15 protein-coding genes are annotated in these 15574 nt (G+C 61.6%); 7 read left to right on the top strand and 8 right to left on the bottom strand.

Features of this window, described 5'->3' with window-relative positions; translation table 11 throughout:
- Window positions 1-168 precede the first annotated feature (168 nt).
- The 5 genes from plsB to AD662_RS05305 all read left to right on the top strand — a co-directional run bounded on the left by plsB (window position 169) and on the right by AD662_RS05305 (window position 4959).
- Window positions 169-2667, top strand: a complete 2499-nt coding sequence (plsB, locus tag AD662_RS05325; protein WP_053185880.1) for a glycerol-3-phosphate 1-O-acyltransferase PlsB — start codon at window positions 169-171, stop codon at window positions 2665-2667.
- A gap of 187 nt (window positions 2668-2854) precedes the next feature.
- Window positions 2855-3202: a hypothetical protein gene (locus AD662_RS05320; RefSeq protein ID WP_018603760.1), complete on the top strand. Its 348-nt coding sequence runs from the start codon at window positions 2855-2857 to the stop codon at window positions 3200-3202.
- Between the two features lie 114 nt (window positions 3203-3316).
- Window positions 3317-3649 (top strand): YbaY family lipoprotein, encoded by a 333-nt coding sequence (locus AD662_RS05315; protein ID WP_053185878.1) that lies wholly within the window; start codon window positions 3317-3319, stop codon window positions 3647-3649.
- Between the two features lie 183 nt (window positions 3650-3832).
- Window positions 3833-4237, top strand: a complete 405-nt coding sequence (locus AD662_RS05310) for a YbaY family lipoprotein (protein WP_018603764.1) — start codon at window positions 3833-3835, stop codon at window positions 4235-4237.
- Window positions 4238-4269: 32 nt separating this feature from the next.
- Window positions 4270-4959 carry a DUF4197 domain-containing protein gene (locus tag AD662_RS05305; protein ID WP_018603766.1) on the top strand — a complete coding sequence of 230 codons (690 nt, stop codon included), beginning with the start codon at window positions 4270-4272 and terminating at the stop codon, window positions 4957-4959.
- 170 nt (window positions 4960-5129) lie between these two features.
- Here the strand turns inward: AD662_RS05305 and AD662_RS05300 are convergent, their stop codons facing one another.
- Window positions 5130-8195 (bottom strand): efflux RND transporter permease subunit, encoded by a 3066-nt coding sequence (locus AD662_RS05300; protein ID WP_053185875.1) that lies wholly within the window; start codon window positions 8193-8195, stop codon window positions 5130-5132.
- A gap of 6 nt (window positions 8196-8201) precedes the next feature.
- On the bottom strand, window positions 8202-9302 hold the full coding sequence (locus tag AD662_RS05295) for an efflux RND transporter periplasmic adaptor subunit (RefSeq protein ID WP_053185872.1): 1101 nt from the start codon (window positions 9300-9302) through the stop codon (window positions 8202-8204).
- 94 nt (window positions 9303-9396) lie between these two features.
- Here AD662_RS05295 and AD662_RS05290 point away from each other — a divergent pair, with 94 nt between their 5' ends.
- Window positions 9397-10032 (top strand): TetR/AcrR family transcriptional regulator, encoded by a 636-nt coding sequence (locus AD662_RS05290; RefSeq protein WP_018603772.1) that lies wholly within the window; start codon window positions 9397-9399, stop codon window positions 10030-10032.
- Between the two features lie 264 nt (window positions 10033-10296).
- Here AD662_RS05290 and AD662_RS05285 read toward each other — a convergent pair whose 3' ends face one another.
- Window positions 10297-11079, bottom strand: coding sequence for a class I SAM-dependent methyltransferase (locus tag AD662_RS05285; protein WP_053178290.1), 783 nt, complete (start codon window positions 11077-11079; stop codon window positions 10297-10299).
- A gap of 108 nt (window positions 11080-11187) precedes the next feature.
- Between AD662_RS05285 and AD662_RS05280 the strand changes: the two genes are divergently transcribed.
- The gene (locus tag AD662_RS05280; protein WP_053185869.1) at window positions 11188-11808 is read left to right on the top strand and encodes a hypothetical protein; all 621 of its coding nucleotides are present in this window, start codon (window positions 11188-11190) and stop codon (window positions 11806-11808) included.
- 1 nt (window position 11809) lies between these two features.
- Here the strand turns inward: AD662_RS05280 and AD662_RS05275 are convergent, their stop codons facing one another.
- From AD662_RS05275 to tsaB, 5 genes are all read right to left on the bottom strand, one after another.
- Window positions 11810-12508: an extensin-like domain-containing protein gene (locus AD662_RS05275; RefSeq protein ID WP_024617059.1), complete on the bottom strand. Its 699-nt coding sequence runs from the start codon at window positions 12506-12508 to the stop codon at window positions 11810-11812.
- Between the two features lie 16 nt (window positions 12509-12524).
- On the bottom strand, window positions 12525-13346 hold the full coding sequence (locus AD662_RS05270) for an isocitrate lyase/PEP mutase family protein (protein ID WP_053178289.1): 822 nt from the start codon (window positions 13344-13346) through the stop codon (window positions 12525-12527).
- Window positions 13347-13377: 31 nt separating this feature from the next.
- A complete protein-coding gene (locus AD662_RS05265) occupies window positions 13378-14238 on the bottom strand; it encodes a DUF72 domain-containing protein (protein WP_018603780.1) in 861 nt (286 codons plus the stop codon).
- Entirely contained in the window at window positions 14238-14549 is a 312-nt protein-coding gene (locus AD662_RS05260) for a hypothetical protein (RefSeq protein WP_014336766.1), read from the bottom strand. The genes AD662_RS05265 and AD662_RS05260 overlap by 1 nt, the downstream gene beginning before the upstream one ends.
- A gap of 261 nt (window positions 14550-14810) precedes the next feature.
- Entirely contained in the window at window positions 14811-15488 is a 678-nt protein-coding gene (gene tsaB, locus AD662_RS05255; RefSeq protein ID WP_053185866.1) for a tRNA (adenosine(37)-N6)-threonylcarbamoyltransferase complex dimerization subunit type 1 TsaB, read from the bottom strand.
- Window positions 15489-15574 lie beyond the last annotated feature (86 nt).

The raw sequence follows: 15574 nt of genomic DNA, 5'->3' as shown, positions 1-15574 counted from the left end.
GTTAGCTGCCGTCCAGCCGTCCATAAGGGAGGCCATGGCAGTCACTGGCCGAGTATATGACACACGAGAAAACTCTCAACTGACTTTACTTCGGTGCTTTTTTGCCGATTTTCGGCGAATCCGGCACACTGGCGCCCGCCCCATCCCATTCACTCATGCAGAAGCCGTATGACCCGCTCCCCGTTCCGCCGTCTTGTGTTTGGCACCCTGCGCCGACTGTTGTATCTCTGGGTTCGCTCCGAGACGATCAACCAGTCGTCCTTCACCCTCAACCTCGACCGCAGTCGTCCGGTGTTCTACGTCCTGCAAGATCCTTCGCTCACTGACCTGGCGGTGCTCGACACCGAATGCACCAAGGCCGGCCTGCCCCGTCCGGTGCTGCCGGTCTCGGTGGGCAACCTGCTGGAGCCGGCGGCGTTTTTCTACCTGACGCCAGCGCCGGACTGGATCGGCCGCCAGGACAAGCGCGGTGCGCCGCCTACCCTGACGCGGCTGGTCAACGCCCTGACCCACAATGCCGCCGAAGACGCCCAGATCATCCCGGTCAGCGTGTTCTGGGGGCAGTCGCCCGACAGCGAATCCAGCCCCTGGAAACTGTTGTTCGCCGACAGTTGGGCCGTCACCGGGCGCCTGCGTCGCCTGTTGAGCATCATGATCCTGGGGCGCAAGACCCGCGTGCAGTTCTCCGCGCCGATCCACCTGCGCGAGCTGATCGAACACGACAAGGGCCACGAGCGCACTGTACGCATGGCCCAACGGATCCTGCGGGTGCACTTCCGCAATCTGAAAGCAGCGGTCATCGGCCCCGACATTTCCCACCGGCGCAACCTGGTCAAGGGCCTGTTGAACCAGACGCTGGTCAAGCAGGCGATTGCCGAGCAAGCCGAGCGGGAAAATATCTCCGCCGAAAAAGCCAAGGCCCAGGCCCTGCGCTACGGCAACGAGATCGCCTCGGACTATACCTACACCGCGATCCGTTTCCTGGAAGTGGTGCTGAGCTGGTTCTGGAACAAGATCTACGACGGCATCAAGGTCAACCACATCGAAGGCGTGCAGAAGGTCGCCCAAGGCCACGAAGTCATCTACGTGCCGTGCCACCGCAGCCATATCGACTACCTGCTGCTGTCGTACCTGCTGTTTCGCAACGGCCTGACGCCGCCGCACATCGCCGCCGGCATCAACCTCAACATGCCAGTGATCGGCGGCCTGCTGCGCCGTGGCGGGGCGTTCTTCATGCGCCGCACCTTCAAGGGCAACCCGCTCTACACCGCCGTGTTCAACGAATACCTGCACACGCTGTTCACCAAAGGTTTTCCGGTGGAGTACTTCGTCGAGGGCGGGCGTTCGCGCACCGGGCGCATGCTGCAACCCAAGACCGGCATGCTCGCCATCACCCTGCGCAGCTTCCTGCGTTCCTCGCGCATGCCCATCGTGTTCGTGCCGGTCTACATCGGTTATGAGCGCGTACTGGAAGGCCGCACCTACCTGGGCGAACTGCGCGGGGCCAGTAAGAAAAAAGAATCGATCTTCGACATCTTCAAGGTCATCGGCGCCCTCAAGCAACGCTTCGGCCAGGTGGCGGTGAACTTCGGCGAACCGATCAAGCTGACGGAATTCCTCGACGCCGAACAGCCGGATTGGCGCCAACAGGAACTGGGCCCGCAATTCAAACCGGCCTGGCTCAACGCGACCACCCACCGCTTGGGCGAACGCGTGGCCCGGCACCTGAACGAAGCCGCGGCGATCAACCCGGTCAACCTCGTCGCCCTGGCGCTGCTGTCCACCAGCCGCCTGGCCCTGGACGACCGCGCCATGGCCCGGGTGCTCGACCTGTACCTGGCGTTGCTGCGCAAGGTCCCGTACTCGCCCCACACCACCCTGCCCGAAGGCGATGGCCAAGCGCTGATCGAGCACGTGAAAGGCATGGACCTGCTGTCGGAACAGAGCGATGCCCTGGGCAAGATTCTGTACCTGGATGAGCAAAACGCGGTACTGATGACCTACTACCGCAACAACGTCCTGCACATCTTCGCCCTGCCGGCGTTGCTGGCGAGCTTCTTCCAGAGCAGCTCGCGCATGAGCCGCGAGCAGATCCTGCGCTACACCCATGCGTTGTACCCATACCTGCAATCGGAGCTGTTCATTCGCTGGTCGCTGGAAGAACTGGATGGCGTGGTCGACCAGTGGCTCGAAGCATTCGTCGAACAGGGCCTGCTGCGTTTCGAAAATGACCTGTACCTGCGCCCGGCGCCGAGTTCGCGGCACTTCGTGCTGCTGACCCTGCTGTCAAAAAGCATCGCCCAGACCTTGCAGCGCTTCTACATGACCGTCTCGCTGCTGCTCAACAGCGGCCAGAACACCATCAGCGCCGAAGAACTGGAAGACCTCTGCACCGTCATGGCCCAGCGCCTGTCGATCCTGCATGGCCTGAATGCGCCGGAGTTCTTCGACAAGAGCCTGTTCCGCCACTTCATCCAGACCATGCTCGACCTCGATGTGCTGCGCCGCGACGAGACCGGCAAGCTCAGCTACCACGAGCTGCTGGGCGAACTGGCCGAAGGCGCGGCCAAGCGGGTGCTGCCAGCGGAAATTCGCCTGTCGATCCGCCAGGTGGCGCTGCATCGCAGTGAAGATGCCGCGGACGTCGCCATCAGCCCCGACAGCTGAAGGTTGTCGATCACTCACCGAGGAACATGGAACAGTTCCGGTGAGTTTGATCGGGCAGCCAGCGAGTATTCCGACGCTGCCGAGCGGCTAAAGCGACGTCAAACGAAGAAAAGACCTACAGAGAACTCTTGAGCAGGCCTCTAGGATGGGCTCACGTCAATGTCGACGTACTGAAAAGGAATTCAGCATGAGCCTACACACCATTACAGCATCCATTCACCTGCCTGACGGCTATGAACTGCCTGAAAGCGGTGGTACTCACATCAGCTTCACAACACCGCATACCTCCGGTGGCAGTGGCTCCAACCAAATACCTAAAATGCCATGGATCGTCAGCCTGACCGTTGATGGCGATGTTGCCACCAAAGGGGAAGAGTTTTCACTGAACGTGCAAATCAATGGCCCGACCCCAGTGTTTCTTGATACCCCACACACCTTCATCTGGAACGGTGGTGATCAGGAAGTTGATGTCAATCTGACCCTTGCGCCCGTGTCGAACACCGAAAACACTCAGCCACTCTCGTTTGGTTCCTGAGTCCGCAACGTTCAATTGGATATGAGGCAGCGCCTCCAATCTCTTCGACGCCAGCATGTTGCTGGTGTCATCCAGCGCCACTGACGGCAAAAAACTTAATATAAGGACATTACGATGAACCACTACTACCTTTCTTGCATCGCCCACTACCTGGAAAAAATCGGCCTGGCTCCCAACTCGACTCTCTATGCGTCCCTTGAAGACATCAGTGTCGCCGACGCGCCGGCTGAAACCGTTGCGACTTGCGTGATTAACAACGCCGAAACCGCAGGCCTGGCCTTCGAACTCCGAGTGCCGAAATCGGCTGTCATCGAAAATCATACCTATGTGGTCAGGGCGCGTATCGAAACGGAAGGGGAACTGCGCTTTACCACTAAAATGGATCATACCGTCGACCCTCGCGGCAATTACTTGAAGGCGATCGAGATACTGATGTCTTCGGTTTAATACCTATGCTCCATAAACCCACCTATCAAGAATAGGCAACGTGTTTGGCGTTTGAGTTTCACCCATCGAGGGGTGGAAGAATCGTCTGGGCGGTGACGCTTCGGCTGGATTTTTACCTCTCGATGCTCCAGATTCGCTTTGGCGCCCACACGTTGCCAGGTCAAAGCAAAAAGGAACTTCCAAATGAAAAAGCTCGTTCTGCTCGCATTCTTTTCCTTACTGGCCGCATGCCAATCAGCAACGCCACCCGCCGCCTCCGTCGCGAGCCTCGATGGCGAAGTGTTCTATCTGCAACGCATCGCCCTGCCGCCCAACGCGACCTTGAGCGTGAGCCTGCAGGACGTTTCCCTGGCCGACGCCCCGGCGGTGGTGCTCGATGAGCAGAGCGGCCCGATCAAAGGCCAGGTCCCGCTGCCGTTCCACCTCAGTTATGATCCAGCCCAGGTCAAGCCCGGCCATCGTTATGCCGTGAGCGCCCGCATCGAAGTGGACGGCCAGTTGATGTTCATCACCACCGAACAACACGCCGTGCAACTCGATGGCAAGGATCCGCAGCCGTTGAAGATCCGCGTCAACGCCGCACGCTGATTCCTTTTTCCAACTTTTTCAAGGACGCCATCATGCTTCGCTCAACCCTCCGTTTCACCGGCCTGTGCGCAGGCCTGCTGATCTGCGCCAATGCCATGGCCCTGTCCCTGGGCGACCTGTCGCAAAAAGACGCCACGGGCGGTCTCAAGGACGCCTTGACCCAAGGCGCGCAGGTAGCGGTCAAGCAACTGGGTACCCCCGGCGGCTTCAGCAACAACCCGGATGTGAAGATCGAACTGCCAGGCAAGCTGGGCAAAGTCGCCAGCAAGATGAAAGCCTTCGGCATGGGTGATCAGGTCGATCAACTGGAAACCAGCATGAACCAGGCCGCCGAAGCTGCGGTGGTCCAGGCCCAGCCGATCCTGGTCAATGCCGTGAAGAACATGAGCGTGGACGATGCCAAGGGCATTCTCAGCGGCGGCCAAGACTCCGCCACGCAATACTTGAACAAGAGCAGCCGCGAGCAGATCCGCGCCAAGTTCCTGCCGATCGTCAAGCAAGCCACCGACAAGGTCGGCCTGGCGCAGAAATACAATGCTTTCGCCGGCCAGGCCGCGACCTTCGGCGTGCTGGACGCCAAAAGCTCCAACATCGAAAACTACGTGACCGAGCAGGCGCTGGACGGGTTGTTCGAGATGATCGGCAAGCAGGAAGCCACCATTCGCCAGAACCCGGCGGCTGCGGCGACCAGTTTGGCGAAGAAGGTTTTCGGCACCCTCTGATCTGGGTTTTCAATCCAGCTTCTTGACTGACTGTCACACCCTCTTCGCGAGCAAGCCCGCTCCCACATTCGACCGTATTCCCATGGAGGAACGCGGTTGACTGTGGGAGCGGGCTTGCTCGCGAAGGCGGCCGCACATTCAACAGAGAATGTGACTGAAACCCGCGGTTATCAGGTTTTCTTGACCCTGAACCACGCCGCATACAACGCCGGCAGGAACAACAGCGTCAACGCCGTCGCCACGATCAAGCCGCCCATGATCGCCACCGCCATCGGACCGAAGAACAGGCTGCGCGACAGCGGGATCATCGCCAGCACCGCCGCCAGTGCGGTGAGCACAATCGGACGGAAGCGGCGTACTGTCGCTTCGATGATCGCCTGCCAGGGCGCCAACCCCGCCTTGATGTCCTGTTCGATCTGATCCACCAGGATCACCGAGTTGCGCATGATCATCCCCGACAGCGCGATCGTGCCGAGCATGGCGACGAAACCAAACGGCTGGCGGAACATCAACAGGAACAGCGTGACACCGATCAACCCCAGCGGCGCGGTGAGAAACACCATGGCCGTGCGGGAGAAACTGCGCAGTTGCAGCATCAGCAAGGTCAACACCACCACGATGAACAGCGGCACACCGGCGTTCACCGATTTCTGGCCGCGGGCCGAATCCTCTACCGTACCGCCCACCTCCAGCAGGTAACCATCCGGCAGTTGCGCACGAATCGGCTCCAGGGTCGGGAAGATCTGCTGCACCAGGGTCGCCGGTTGTTCCTTGCCGTAGATATCGGCCCGTACGGTCACGCTCGGCAGGCGGTTGCGGTGCCAGATCACGCCCTCTTCGAAGCCGTACTCCAGGGTTGCGATCTGCGACAGGGCCACGCTCTTGCCGTTGTCAGTCGGCACCGCCAGGCTCGGCAGCAACGACAACTCGGTGCGCTCATGCAGCGTGCCGCGCAGCAGGATCTCGATCAGTTCGTTGTCTTCCCGATACTGGCTGACGCTGGAGCCGGTGAGGGAACTGCGCAGGAAACTCGCCAGGTTGGCAGTGCTCACGCCCAGGGCTCGGGCACGGTCCTGATCGACGTTCAGGTACACCACCTTGCTCGGCTCTTCCCAGTCCAGGTGCACATTGGTCACGTAAGGGTTTTCGCGAACTTTCGCCGCCACTTTGCGCGCCAGGGCGCGAACCTTTTCGATGTGCTCGCCCGTGACGCGGAACTGCACCGGATAACCGACCGGCGGGCCGTTTTCCAGGCGCGTGACCCGCGAGCGCAGGGTCGGGAACTGTTCGTTCAGGGTACTGATCAACCAACTGCGCAGGGGTTCGCGGTCTTCGATGGTCTTGGCCAGCACCACGAACTGGGCGAAGCTGGACGCCGGCAATTGTTGATCCAGCGGCAAGTAGAAACGCGGCGAACCGGTGCCCACGTACGCCACGTAGTTGTCGATGCCGGCATGGTCCTTGAGCAGCGCTTCAAGGCGCTTGACCTGCTCGGCGGTGTTGCTCAGGGAGGCGCCTTCCTGCAGTTTCAGGTCGACCATCAGCTCCAGCCGCCCCGATGCCGGGAAGAACTGCTGCGGCACGAAACGGAACAACACCACCGAGCCGATAAACAACAGCACGGTCAAGGTGATGACGGTTTTGCGGCGACGCACGCACCACTCCACCATCCGCCGGACACGCTGATAGAACGGCGTGCCGTACGGGTCGGTCTGGCCGTCAGCCGTGCCATGTTTGGCCGCGTGAATTTTCGCCAGGTCCGGCAGGAGCTTTTCCCCCAGGTACGGCACAAACACCACCGCAGCCACCCAGGACGCCACCAATGCCAGGGTCACGACCTGGAAAATCGAACGGGTGTATTCGCCAGTACCCGATTGCGCAGTGGCGATGGGCAGGAAGCCGGCCGCGGTGATCAACGTACCGGTGAGCATCGGGAACGCCGTGCTGGTCCACGCAAAGCTGGCGGCCTTGATCCGGTCGAAACCCTGCTCCATCTTGATCGCCATCATCTCCACGGCGATGATCGCATCGTCCACCAGCAGCCCCAGCGCCAATACCAGCGCGCCGAGGGAAATCTTGTGCAGGCCGATCCCCAGGTAATACATCGCGGCGAACGTCATCGCCAACACCAGCGGGATCGCCAGGGCCACCACCATCCCGGTGCGCAGTCCCAGGGAGAAGAAGCTCACCAGCAACACAATCGTCAGCGCTTCCACCAGCACCTGGACGAACTCACCCACCCCGGTCTTCACCGCCGCCGGCTGGTCCGACACCTTGCGCAATTGCATGCCGGCCGGGAGCGTGTCCTGGATACGGGCAAAATCGACCTCAAGGGCCTTGCCCAGCACCAGGATGTCACCGCCGTCCTTCATGGCCACGGCCAGGCCGATGGCGTCTTCGCCCATGAAACGCATGCGTGGCGCCGGTGGATCGTTGAAGCCACGGCGCACATCGGCCACATCACTGATACGGAACGTACGATCGGCGACCCGGATCGGGAAGTTGCGGATCTCTTCCACGGTCTGGAAATTCCCGGAAACCCGGAGCTGCAATCGCTCGCTGCCGGTTTCGAAGAAGCCGGCGGTCGATACGGCGTTCTGTTCTTCCAGGGCCTGCTGGACCGCCGCCAAGGGCAGGCCAAGGGTCGCCAGCTTCACGTTCGACAGCTCGATCCAGATCTTCTCGTCCTGCAAACCGAGCAGTTCGACCTTGCCCACGTCCTTGACCCGTTGCAGCTGGATCTGGACGCGGTCGGCGTAGTCCTTGAGCACGGCGTAGTCGAAACCATCGCCGGTCAGCGCGTAGATATTGCCGAAGGTGGTGCCGAATTCATCGTTGAAAAATGGCCCCTGGATACCCGGCGGCAAGGTGTGGTGGATGTCGCTGATCTTCTTGCGGATCTGGTACCACAGCTCGGGAATCTGCGCCGAATGCAGGGAGTCGCGTGCCATGAAGGTCACTTGGGACTCGCCCGGCCGGGAGAACGAGACGATCCTTTCGTAATCGCCGGTTTCCATGAGCTTCTTTTCGATGCGCTCAGTCACCTGCCGCGAGACTTCCTCGGCCGTGGCGCCCGGCCAGTTGGTGCTGATGACCATGGCCTTGAAGGTGAACGGCGGGTCTTCGCTCTGGCCAAGCTTGGTGTAGGAAAGCGCGCCAACGATGGCCAGCAACAGCATCAGGAACAGTACGATCTGGCGGTTGCGCAACGCCCATTCGGAAAGATTGAAACCCATCGGGGATTACTCCTTGGCCGTCAGGTTGACCACGCGGTTGGAGCGATCCACCGGCCGCACCTGCTGGCCGTCGAGGAGCACATGCACACCGGCCGCCACCACCCAATCATCGGGGCTGAGGCCTTCCAGCACCGGAACGGTCTTTTCGCCGAAGGCGCCGACCCGCACCGGGACTTTTTTCAGGGTGTTGTTGGCGTTGAGCACCCAGACATACGTCGCGCCGTTTTCAGCCGTCAGGGCCGACAACGGCACCGACAGCGGCACCTTGTCGGCGGTCTGGATAAACACCTGCGCGCTCTGGCCCAGCTCGGCCGGAACACTGCCGGCGGTGAAGGCCACGCGGGCGGCGAAGGTGCGGGACTTGGGGTCGGCGGCTGGCGACAGTTCGCGAATGCGTCCGCTGAAACGCTGGTCGGGCTGGCTCCACAGCTCGACCGAAACCGGCTGGCCGATCTTGAACCGGCCAAAACCCTGTTCCGGCAGGCTGATCAGCACTTCACGCTCACCGTCGGTGGCCAGGGTGAAGACGGTTTGCCCGGCTGCCACCACCTGCCCGACTTCTACCGAACGCCGAGCGACGACGCCATCCTGGGGCGCACGCAGCACCGAATAGCTGGCCTGGTTGTTGGCGACATCGAACTCGGCCTTGATCTGCTTGAGCCGCGCGGTGCCGGAGCGGTAAAGGTTTTCGGCGTTGTCGTACTGGGAGCGGCTGACCATCTGCCGTTCCATCAAGGTCTTGTAGCGGTCACGCTCGGCGCGGACCAGGTTCAGGTTGGCCTCGGCGGCGGCAACCTGGGCACGGGTTGCTTCCAATTGCAGGCGCACATCTTCGGGATCGAGTTCGGCCAGTGGTTGATTGGCCTTGACCCGCTGGCCCTCTTCGACCAGCCGTCGGCTCACCTTGCCGCCAATGCGAAAGGCCAGGTCGGGCTCGAATCGGGCTCGTACTTCGCCGGGATAACTGTCCATCGCCTGGGCCGAAGGCTCTGGATTGACCACCATGACCGGGCGCACGGCGACGGGCACCGGCTCGTCATGACCGCACGCAGACAATAAAAAAGCCAAGGCGACTGGCACGGCGAGGGGCAGGGCATAGCGGAACATGGCGAGTGACCTTTCGCTAATGGTGCTTGGAATAATTATACTGGCGAGTATGTTATTAATAGCAAACTCACCAGTCCAGTATTAAAGCGAAGAAATGTCGAACAATCCTCCAACTCCCTCCGGCCCCGGCCGTCCCAAGGACCTGGCCAAGCGCCAGGCCATCCTCGACGCGGCGAAGCGCCTGTTCGTGAGCATGGGTTACGCCAGTACCAGCATGGACGCCGTCGCTACCGAGGCTGGAGTCTCGAAGCTGACGGTCTACAGTCACTTCAACGACAAGGAGACGCTGTTCTCCGCTGCCGTGATCGCCAAGTGCGAAGAACAGGTGCCGCCGCTGTTTTTCGAATGGCAGGACGGCGTTCCGATCGAGCACGTGCTGCTGAACATCGCCCGTGGTTTTCACCAGCTCATCAGCAGCGAGGAGTCGGTGAACCTGCATCGGGTGATCATGGCCCTGGGTAGCCAGGATCCGAAACTCTCGGCGATTTTCTTCGAAGCCGGCCCGCAGCGGATGCTCTCAGGCATGGAACGCCTGCTGACCAAGGTCAACCAGAGCGGTGCCCTGTGCATCGACAAACCGCGCAATGCCGCTGAGCATTTTTTCTGCCTGATCAAGGGCGCGGCGAACTTCCGCCTGTTGTATGGCTGCGGCGCGCCACTGGAACCTGCTGCAGCCGAGGCCCATGTGCAGGAAGTGGTGGGGTTGTTTGTGCGGGCTTATCGGCCTTAGGCCTGCCACAGTTTTTTCTGACTGAGGTGGACCTGTAGGAGCAAAGCTTTCTCTGACTGAGGTGGACCTGTGGGAGCAAAGCTTGCTCTGACTGAGGTGGACCTGTGGGAGCAAAGCTTGCTCTGACTGAGATGGACCTGTGGGAGCAAAGCTTGCTCGCGATGGCGGCGGCGCGATCTCTCAGAAGACCGCGTCATCGTTCATCGCGAGCAAGCTTTGCTCCCACAGATCATTCTCCTCCCCCAGAACACCTTTTCCCACAGTTCAGGGCTTGAGCGCTTTCTTGGGGTAGATGTCGTAGCGACTGGATTTACCATCGAGCCCATGGCTCGGCTTCGGCCCTTCGATGCACGGGGCCTTGCGCGGGCGCTTGACCACCACCCGGTGGGTCGCCAGGGCCAGGGCCGCAGCAAGCAGCGCCGGGGCGTCCGGATCATCGCCCACCAGAGGGCGGAACAGGCGCATTTCCTTCTTCACCAGGGCGGTTTTCTCTCGATGGGGAAACATCGGGTCCAGGTAGATCACCTGGGGCGGCTCGCCTTCCCAGTTGCGCATCACCTCGATGGAGTTGCCCTTGAGCAAACGCATGCGCGCCACGATCGGCGCCACGTCGAAGTCCTCCGCCGCGCGGGCCAGGCCATCCTCCAGCAGGGCTCCAATCAGCGGTTGACGCTCGATCAGGCTCATTTCGCAGCCCAGGCTGGCCAGCACAAACGCATCCTTGCCCAACCCGGCCGTGGCATCCAGCACCCGCGGACGCACACCTTGGGCAATGCCGACGGCCTTGGCGATCATCTGGCCGCTGCCACCGCCGTACAAACGACGATGGGCCGCTCCGCCCTCGACGAAGTCCACCCGCACCGGTCCTGGCGCGTCCGGGCCCAGTTGCTGCAACTGCAACCCCTGCTCGCCGACCTGCAAGGCAAACTCGCCATCGTCCACTTGCAAAGGCAGGCCAAGCCGCTCAGCCCAGTGCTCGGCCTGCGGTTGGAAGGCCGGGGCCAGGGCCTCGACATGGATGCGGCAAACTGCGGGTTGCTCACTCATGGAAGTTGTTCATTCTTGGAAACATGCTCAAAAAATTAAGGATCGGCAAAAACGGCCGATAACAACGGTGAACGGCATTTTGCCAGAGCTGAGCGTCGACCGAGAAAAATGTCAGACATTCAATCCACATCGATAGGCGTTATCTCCCCTTACGGCGATTACAGCCTGCGTAACACCCAAGCGCTGAGCGGCGTCAGTCACCTGTGGCAGGATTTTTTTGCCCGGGCCCTGGCCGATCAACTGGATGATAACGCACCGGCACCTGGCAGCTACCAGCCAGTGGCCCTCGATGAGGCCGTTGAACCGACCCTCGGCGCCGAACTGCTGGAGCACATCGTCAGCCAGCGCACCTGCGAAGTGACCGAAACCCCGGTCAAGCCGCCTGAGCCGCTGTTCCTGCCCATCGCCGAATTCGAACTCGACCTGCTGGACAAGCCCTTCCCGCCCTTCCCAGCCGAAGAAATCGCGGCCCAGCAAAAACAGCAGACCTTCGAAAGCAACTGGGTTCGCCCACTCGTCCTCACCGCCGGCCAACCGCTGCCGGAACCCGGTCCGGCACCGCAACCGCGCCCACTGCACCTGCCAATCGCCGAGTTCGAACTCGACCTGCTGGACAAGCCGTTCCCGCCCTTCCCGGAAGAGGAATTGGTGGCGCAGCAGAAACAACTGGATTTCGACACCCGCTGGGCACGTCCGATCGTGCTGCAGAACCTGCGTATCGCCGCTTAAATCAACGACAGATCCACCATGGCCCCACGTCCAGATGAAAATGGTTGCGGTGCGCCGCGTTGTAATCCGGGCTCAAGACCACACTGAACATATCGCAGGCGCCGTCGCGGGCCTGACGCAGAAACCGCGCATCGGCATCGTCCTTGGGCCAGTCCTTGAGCACGCTGACCGTGCGGCCATCGGCCAGGCGAAACCCAGCGATGTCCAACGCACTGGCGGTGGCGTGCTGGCTGCGCGAGCCGCTCTCACGGCCATACATGTTGCGACAGGCGAAACTGCCGAGATGATCGACCCGCGTCACTTTCTGCCCGTAGACCGCCATTGCCGCCGGCTGCAACCCATGGCGCTCGAACAGCGCGAAGGCCACGGCCAGTGGGCAACTGGCGAGGAAACTGCTGCTCAGCGCCACTTCACCACCCTGCACCCTCAGCACATTGGTCAGCGGGCACGTCGAATTGGCGCCGCTGTCCGCCTGGCGGGCGGTGCGCAGCCCCGAGGTGGCGAGGGCCTGGTCGCACAGCTGTGGGTCATTGCGCAGGGCCATGAGCTTGAAGCGGGTCAGCAGGTTGGGCGCAAGGTTGACGTCCAGGGGCGCCCAGGGATTCCATTGGGGCGGCAGCGCCACCCAGCCACGCCATACCCCCAGCACTGCAACGCCAACGAGCAGTGCCACTACCGCAAGAACTTTCAAAAACCGCACGACGTTGCCTCGGGCCTCAACCCTTGAATAATTGATTGGCCTGCTTGAACGGCATCGAGCGGCGCGTGAAGGTGAACGTGCCTTGTTGCTGGATTTCCTCGGCGGCGCGGAAGAACTCGCCATACGCCGCCAGGGCCAACGCCGATCCGACGCTGATGCGCTTGACGCCCAACTCGCTCAACTGCGCCACCGTCAGGTCCAGCGCCCCGGACATCAGCACGTTCACCGGTTTCGGCGCCACGGCCTGTACCACCGCGAGCACTTGCTCGGCGCTGCTCAGCCCCGGGGCGTACAACACGTCGGCCCCCGCGTCTGCGAAGGCCTTCAAGCGGCGAATGGTGTCGTCCAGGTCCGGATTGCCATGCAGGAAGTTCTCCGCCCGGGCCGTCAGCAGGAAGGGATACGGCAAGCTGCGCACGGCCTCGGCGGCGGCCTTGACCCGCGCCACGGCATGGTCGAAGCAATAGATCGGGCTGTCTTCGCGCCCCGTGGCATCTTCGATCGAACCACCCACCGCACCGGCCCCCGCCGCACGGAGCAGATTACGCGCGCAATCGTCGGGGGCATCGGCAAAACCGTTCTCCAGGTCCACGGCCACGGGCAGGTTGGTGGCCGCCACAATCGCCCGCACATTGGCCAGCGTGTCCTCCAGGCCCAGCGCGCCATCGGGCCGGCCCAACGAAAAGGCGTGGCCGGCACTGGTGGTCGCCAGGGCTTCAAAACCGAGGCTGGCCAGCATCTTGGCCGAACCGGCATCCCACGGGTTGGGAATGACAAAAGCCCCTTCACGTTCGTGCAAGGCCTTGAACGCCTGGGCTCGACGAGTTTGCGCATCCATGTAGTTCGCTCCTGAGCAGGTAGGGTTGGCCTCAGAGCAAACCCAGTTGCTCGGCGGCGGGCTCTCTATATAGCTCAGGCAGGGCCGGCAAGCCAGGTAAACGACTCATCAGGCGAGTGTGGAAGCGTTGCGCGAGTTTGGCTGCCAGCAGGTTGTCGGCGGTGTGCAAGAAGATATAGGGCGTGCGCCCTTCTTCGATCCACGCGGCGATTTTTTCCACCCAGGGCGTCAGGAACGGTTCATTGGCTTCCAGCACCGGATGACCAATGAAGCGCACTTGCGGGCATTGGGTGAACGCCGCGGGCCGGGGTGGTACGCGGGGCTTTTTCGATTGCGCGTGGAGCACCGCAGGATCAGTCGAGGTGCAACTGAACAAGGCCCGGGGATCGAGGCAGATGCGTTCGACACCACGATCGAGCAACAGACGATTGAGGCGCCGTTCGGCGTCGCCCTTGGCAAAGAACTCATCGTGACGGACTTCCACAGCCAAGGGGCGCTGCAAGGCGTCGATGAACCCCGCCAATTCCGGCAACCGATTCGGGGTGAAGGCCTTGGACAGTTGCAGCCAGTACGGCGAGACACGCTCACCCAAGGGGCTGAGCAGTTGCAGGAAGGTTTCGGTGGCCGTCAGGCGCTCACGCAAGTCGCCGTTGTGGCTGATGTCACCGGGAAACTTGGCGGTGAAGCGAAAGTGCTCGGGCATGATTTCGGCCCAGCGCTGGACCGTGGCCGCAGAAGGGCTGGCGTAGAAGGTCGTATTGCCTTCCACGGCATTGAACACTTGGGAATAGAGATTCAGAAAGTCGGTGCTTTTCGCGTCCTGGGGATAGAGATAATCACGCCAGGCGTTTTCGCTCCAGGACGGACAGCCCAGGTAGTAAGGGAAGACCATCAGATGTAGAGATCGAGTCCCAGCACTTCCATATCCCAATCGACGAAACCGGCGGTGCTCAGGTAGCTCGCCAGGGCCGTGGCGACACTGCGGCTCATTGCACGGTGATAAAGCATGTCTTGCTGACGGGCGGGGAGATTGCTCAGGCGTTGCGCGGAGGCCTTGGCGGCGCGGGCGGCCAGTTGCTCTTCAGACGGGAACTCCAGTTCGCCATCGATATCATCATCGAAGGACTCTTGCTCAGCGATTTTGCCTGCACGAGGCTTGCGCTTGATGGGATAGGACTGGGATGAAACGCCGTCTATACGCATAACAGAATGCTCGGTATCAATGATGGCAATTTAGCGGCACTTTCACAGCCGCGCAAATGCGCAAGTGATAACTAGAACACATAAAGTCCAAAAGGTTTAAAAACGGGCTGAAAAAGTGACGACTGGCAATATTGGGTGTGACTTTTGGCAGGTGAAATGTCTTTGTGGGAGCAAGGCTTGCCCGCGATGAAGATGACGCGGTCTGCCCGGGAACCGAGGCGCCTGTATCGCGAGCAAGCTTTGCTCCCACAACGCCTGGGGTTATCGCTCGGATTTTGGCGTGGCGACTTTGTCCCGCAAGTAAACGGGTTGCGCATCATCGGCCACAATGGCTTCACCACGGGCCCAGGCGAAGCAGGCCAGGGCCAGCAGGTCTTCGGCGTGAGGCAGCAGGGTGGCGTCCTGGCCGGCCAGGTTGACGGTGATGCGCTCGCCGTAGCCCCAACCGGTGCCGGCGCCGAACCAGTCACCGCCGGCGTCGCTCGGCAACGCCGCCGCTTCGGGCGGCAATACCGCTTCAGCACCGACCAGGCGCATCTCGCCGTCGGTTTCGCGATAGCAGCCCCAGTACACCTCGTCCATGCGCGCATCGATGGCCGCTGCAACTTGGCGGGCGCCTTGTTCGCGCAAGGCGCGCTGGGCCAGCACCGCCAGGTTCGACACTGGCAACACCGGCCGCTCCAGGGCAAACGCCAGCCCCTGCACCACGCCGATGGCGATGCGCACGCCGGTAAAAGCCCCCGGCCCGCGACCGAAAGCAATCGCGTCCACTGCCTGCAAGGTCGTCCCGGCATCGCTCAGCAGTTTCTGGATCATCGGCAACAGTTTCTGCGCGTGCAGGCGCGGGATCACCTCGTAATGGCTCGTGACCTTGCCGTCGTGCAGCAAGGCAACGGAGCAAGCTTCAGTCGCGGTGTCCAGGGCCAGCAAGGTGCTCATCGATGTGTCCGTAAATCAGGTGGAAAAAAAGTGCGCCAGTATAAACAACTACGGCCCGCAAGCGGGCCGTAGTTGATGCAACTGAT

It is taken from the genome of Pseudomonas kilonensis (genome assembly GCF_001269885.1).
Taxonomy (GTDB): domain Bacteria; phylum Pseudomonadota; class Gammaproteobacteria; order Pseudomonadales; family Pseudomonadaceae; genus Aquipseudomonas; species Aquipseudomonas kilonensis.
This window is presented reverse-complemented; position numbering and strand designations above follow the sequence as displayed.

What these genes read in the sequence shown, in the direction of transcription:
- AD662_RS05305 (WP_018603766.1), top strand. Translation starts at nt 4,270, where the DNA reads ATGCTTCGCTCAACCCTCCGTTTCACCGGCCTGTGCGCAGGCCTGCTG.
- AD662_RS05320 (WP_018603760.1), top strand. Translation starts at nt 2,855, where the DNA reads ATGAGCCTACACACCATTACAGCATCCATTCACCTGCCTGACGGCTAT.
- plsB (WP_053185880.1), top strand. Translation starts at nt 169, where the DNA reads ATGACCCGCTCCCCGTTCCGCCGTCTTGTGTTTGGCACCCTGCGCCGA.
- AD662_RS05260 (WP_014336766.1), bottom strand. Translation starts at nt 14,549, where the DNA reads ATGCGTATAGACGGCGTTTCATCCCAGTCCTATCCCATCAAGCGCAAG.
- AD662_RS05280 (WP_053185869.1), top strand. Translation starts at nt 11,188, where the DNA reads ATGTCAGACATTCAATCCACATCGATAGGCGTTATCTCCCCTTACGGC.
- AD662_RS05315 (WP_053185878.1), top strand. Translation starts at nt 3,317, where the DNA reads ATGAACCACTACTACCTTTCTTGCATCGCCCACTACCTGGAAAAAATC.
- AD662_RS05285 (WP_053178290.1), bottom strand. Translation starts at nt 11,079, where the DNA reads ATGAGTGAGCAACCCGCAGTTTGCCGCATCCATGTCGAGGCCCTGGCC.
- tsaB (WP_053185866.1), bottom strand. Translation starts at nt 15,488, where the DNA reads ATGAGCACCTTGCTGGCCCTGGACACCGCGACTGAAGCTTGCTCCGTT.
- AD662_RS05270 (WP_053178289.1), bottom strand. Translation starts at nt 13,346, where the DNA reads ATGGATGCGCAAACTCGTCGAGCCCAGGCGTTCAAGGCCTTGCACGAA.
- AD662_RS05295 (WP_053185872.1), bottom strand. Translation starts at nt 9,302, where the DNA reads ATGTTCCGCTATGCCCTGCCCCTCGCCGTGCCAGTCGCCTTGGCTTTT.
- AD662_RS05300 (WP_053185875.1), bottom strand. Translation starts at nt 8,195, where the DNA reads ATGGGTTTCAATCTTTCCGAATGGGCGTTGCGCAACCGCCAGATCGTA.
- AD662_RS05310 (WP_018603764.1), top strand. Translation starts at nt 3,833, where the DNA reads ATGAAAAAGCTCGTTCTGCTCGCATTCTTTTCCTTACTGGCCGCATGC.
- AD662_RS05265 (WP_018603780.1), bottom strand. Translation starts at nt 14,238, where the DNA reads ATGGTCTTCCCTTACTACCTGGGCTGTCCGTCCTGGAGCGAAAACGCC.
- AD662_RS05290 (WP_018603772.1), top strand. Translation starts at nt 9,397, where the DNA reads ATGTCGAACAATCCTCCAACTCCCTCCGGCCCCGGCCGTCCCAAGGAC.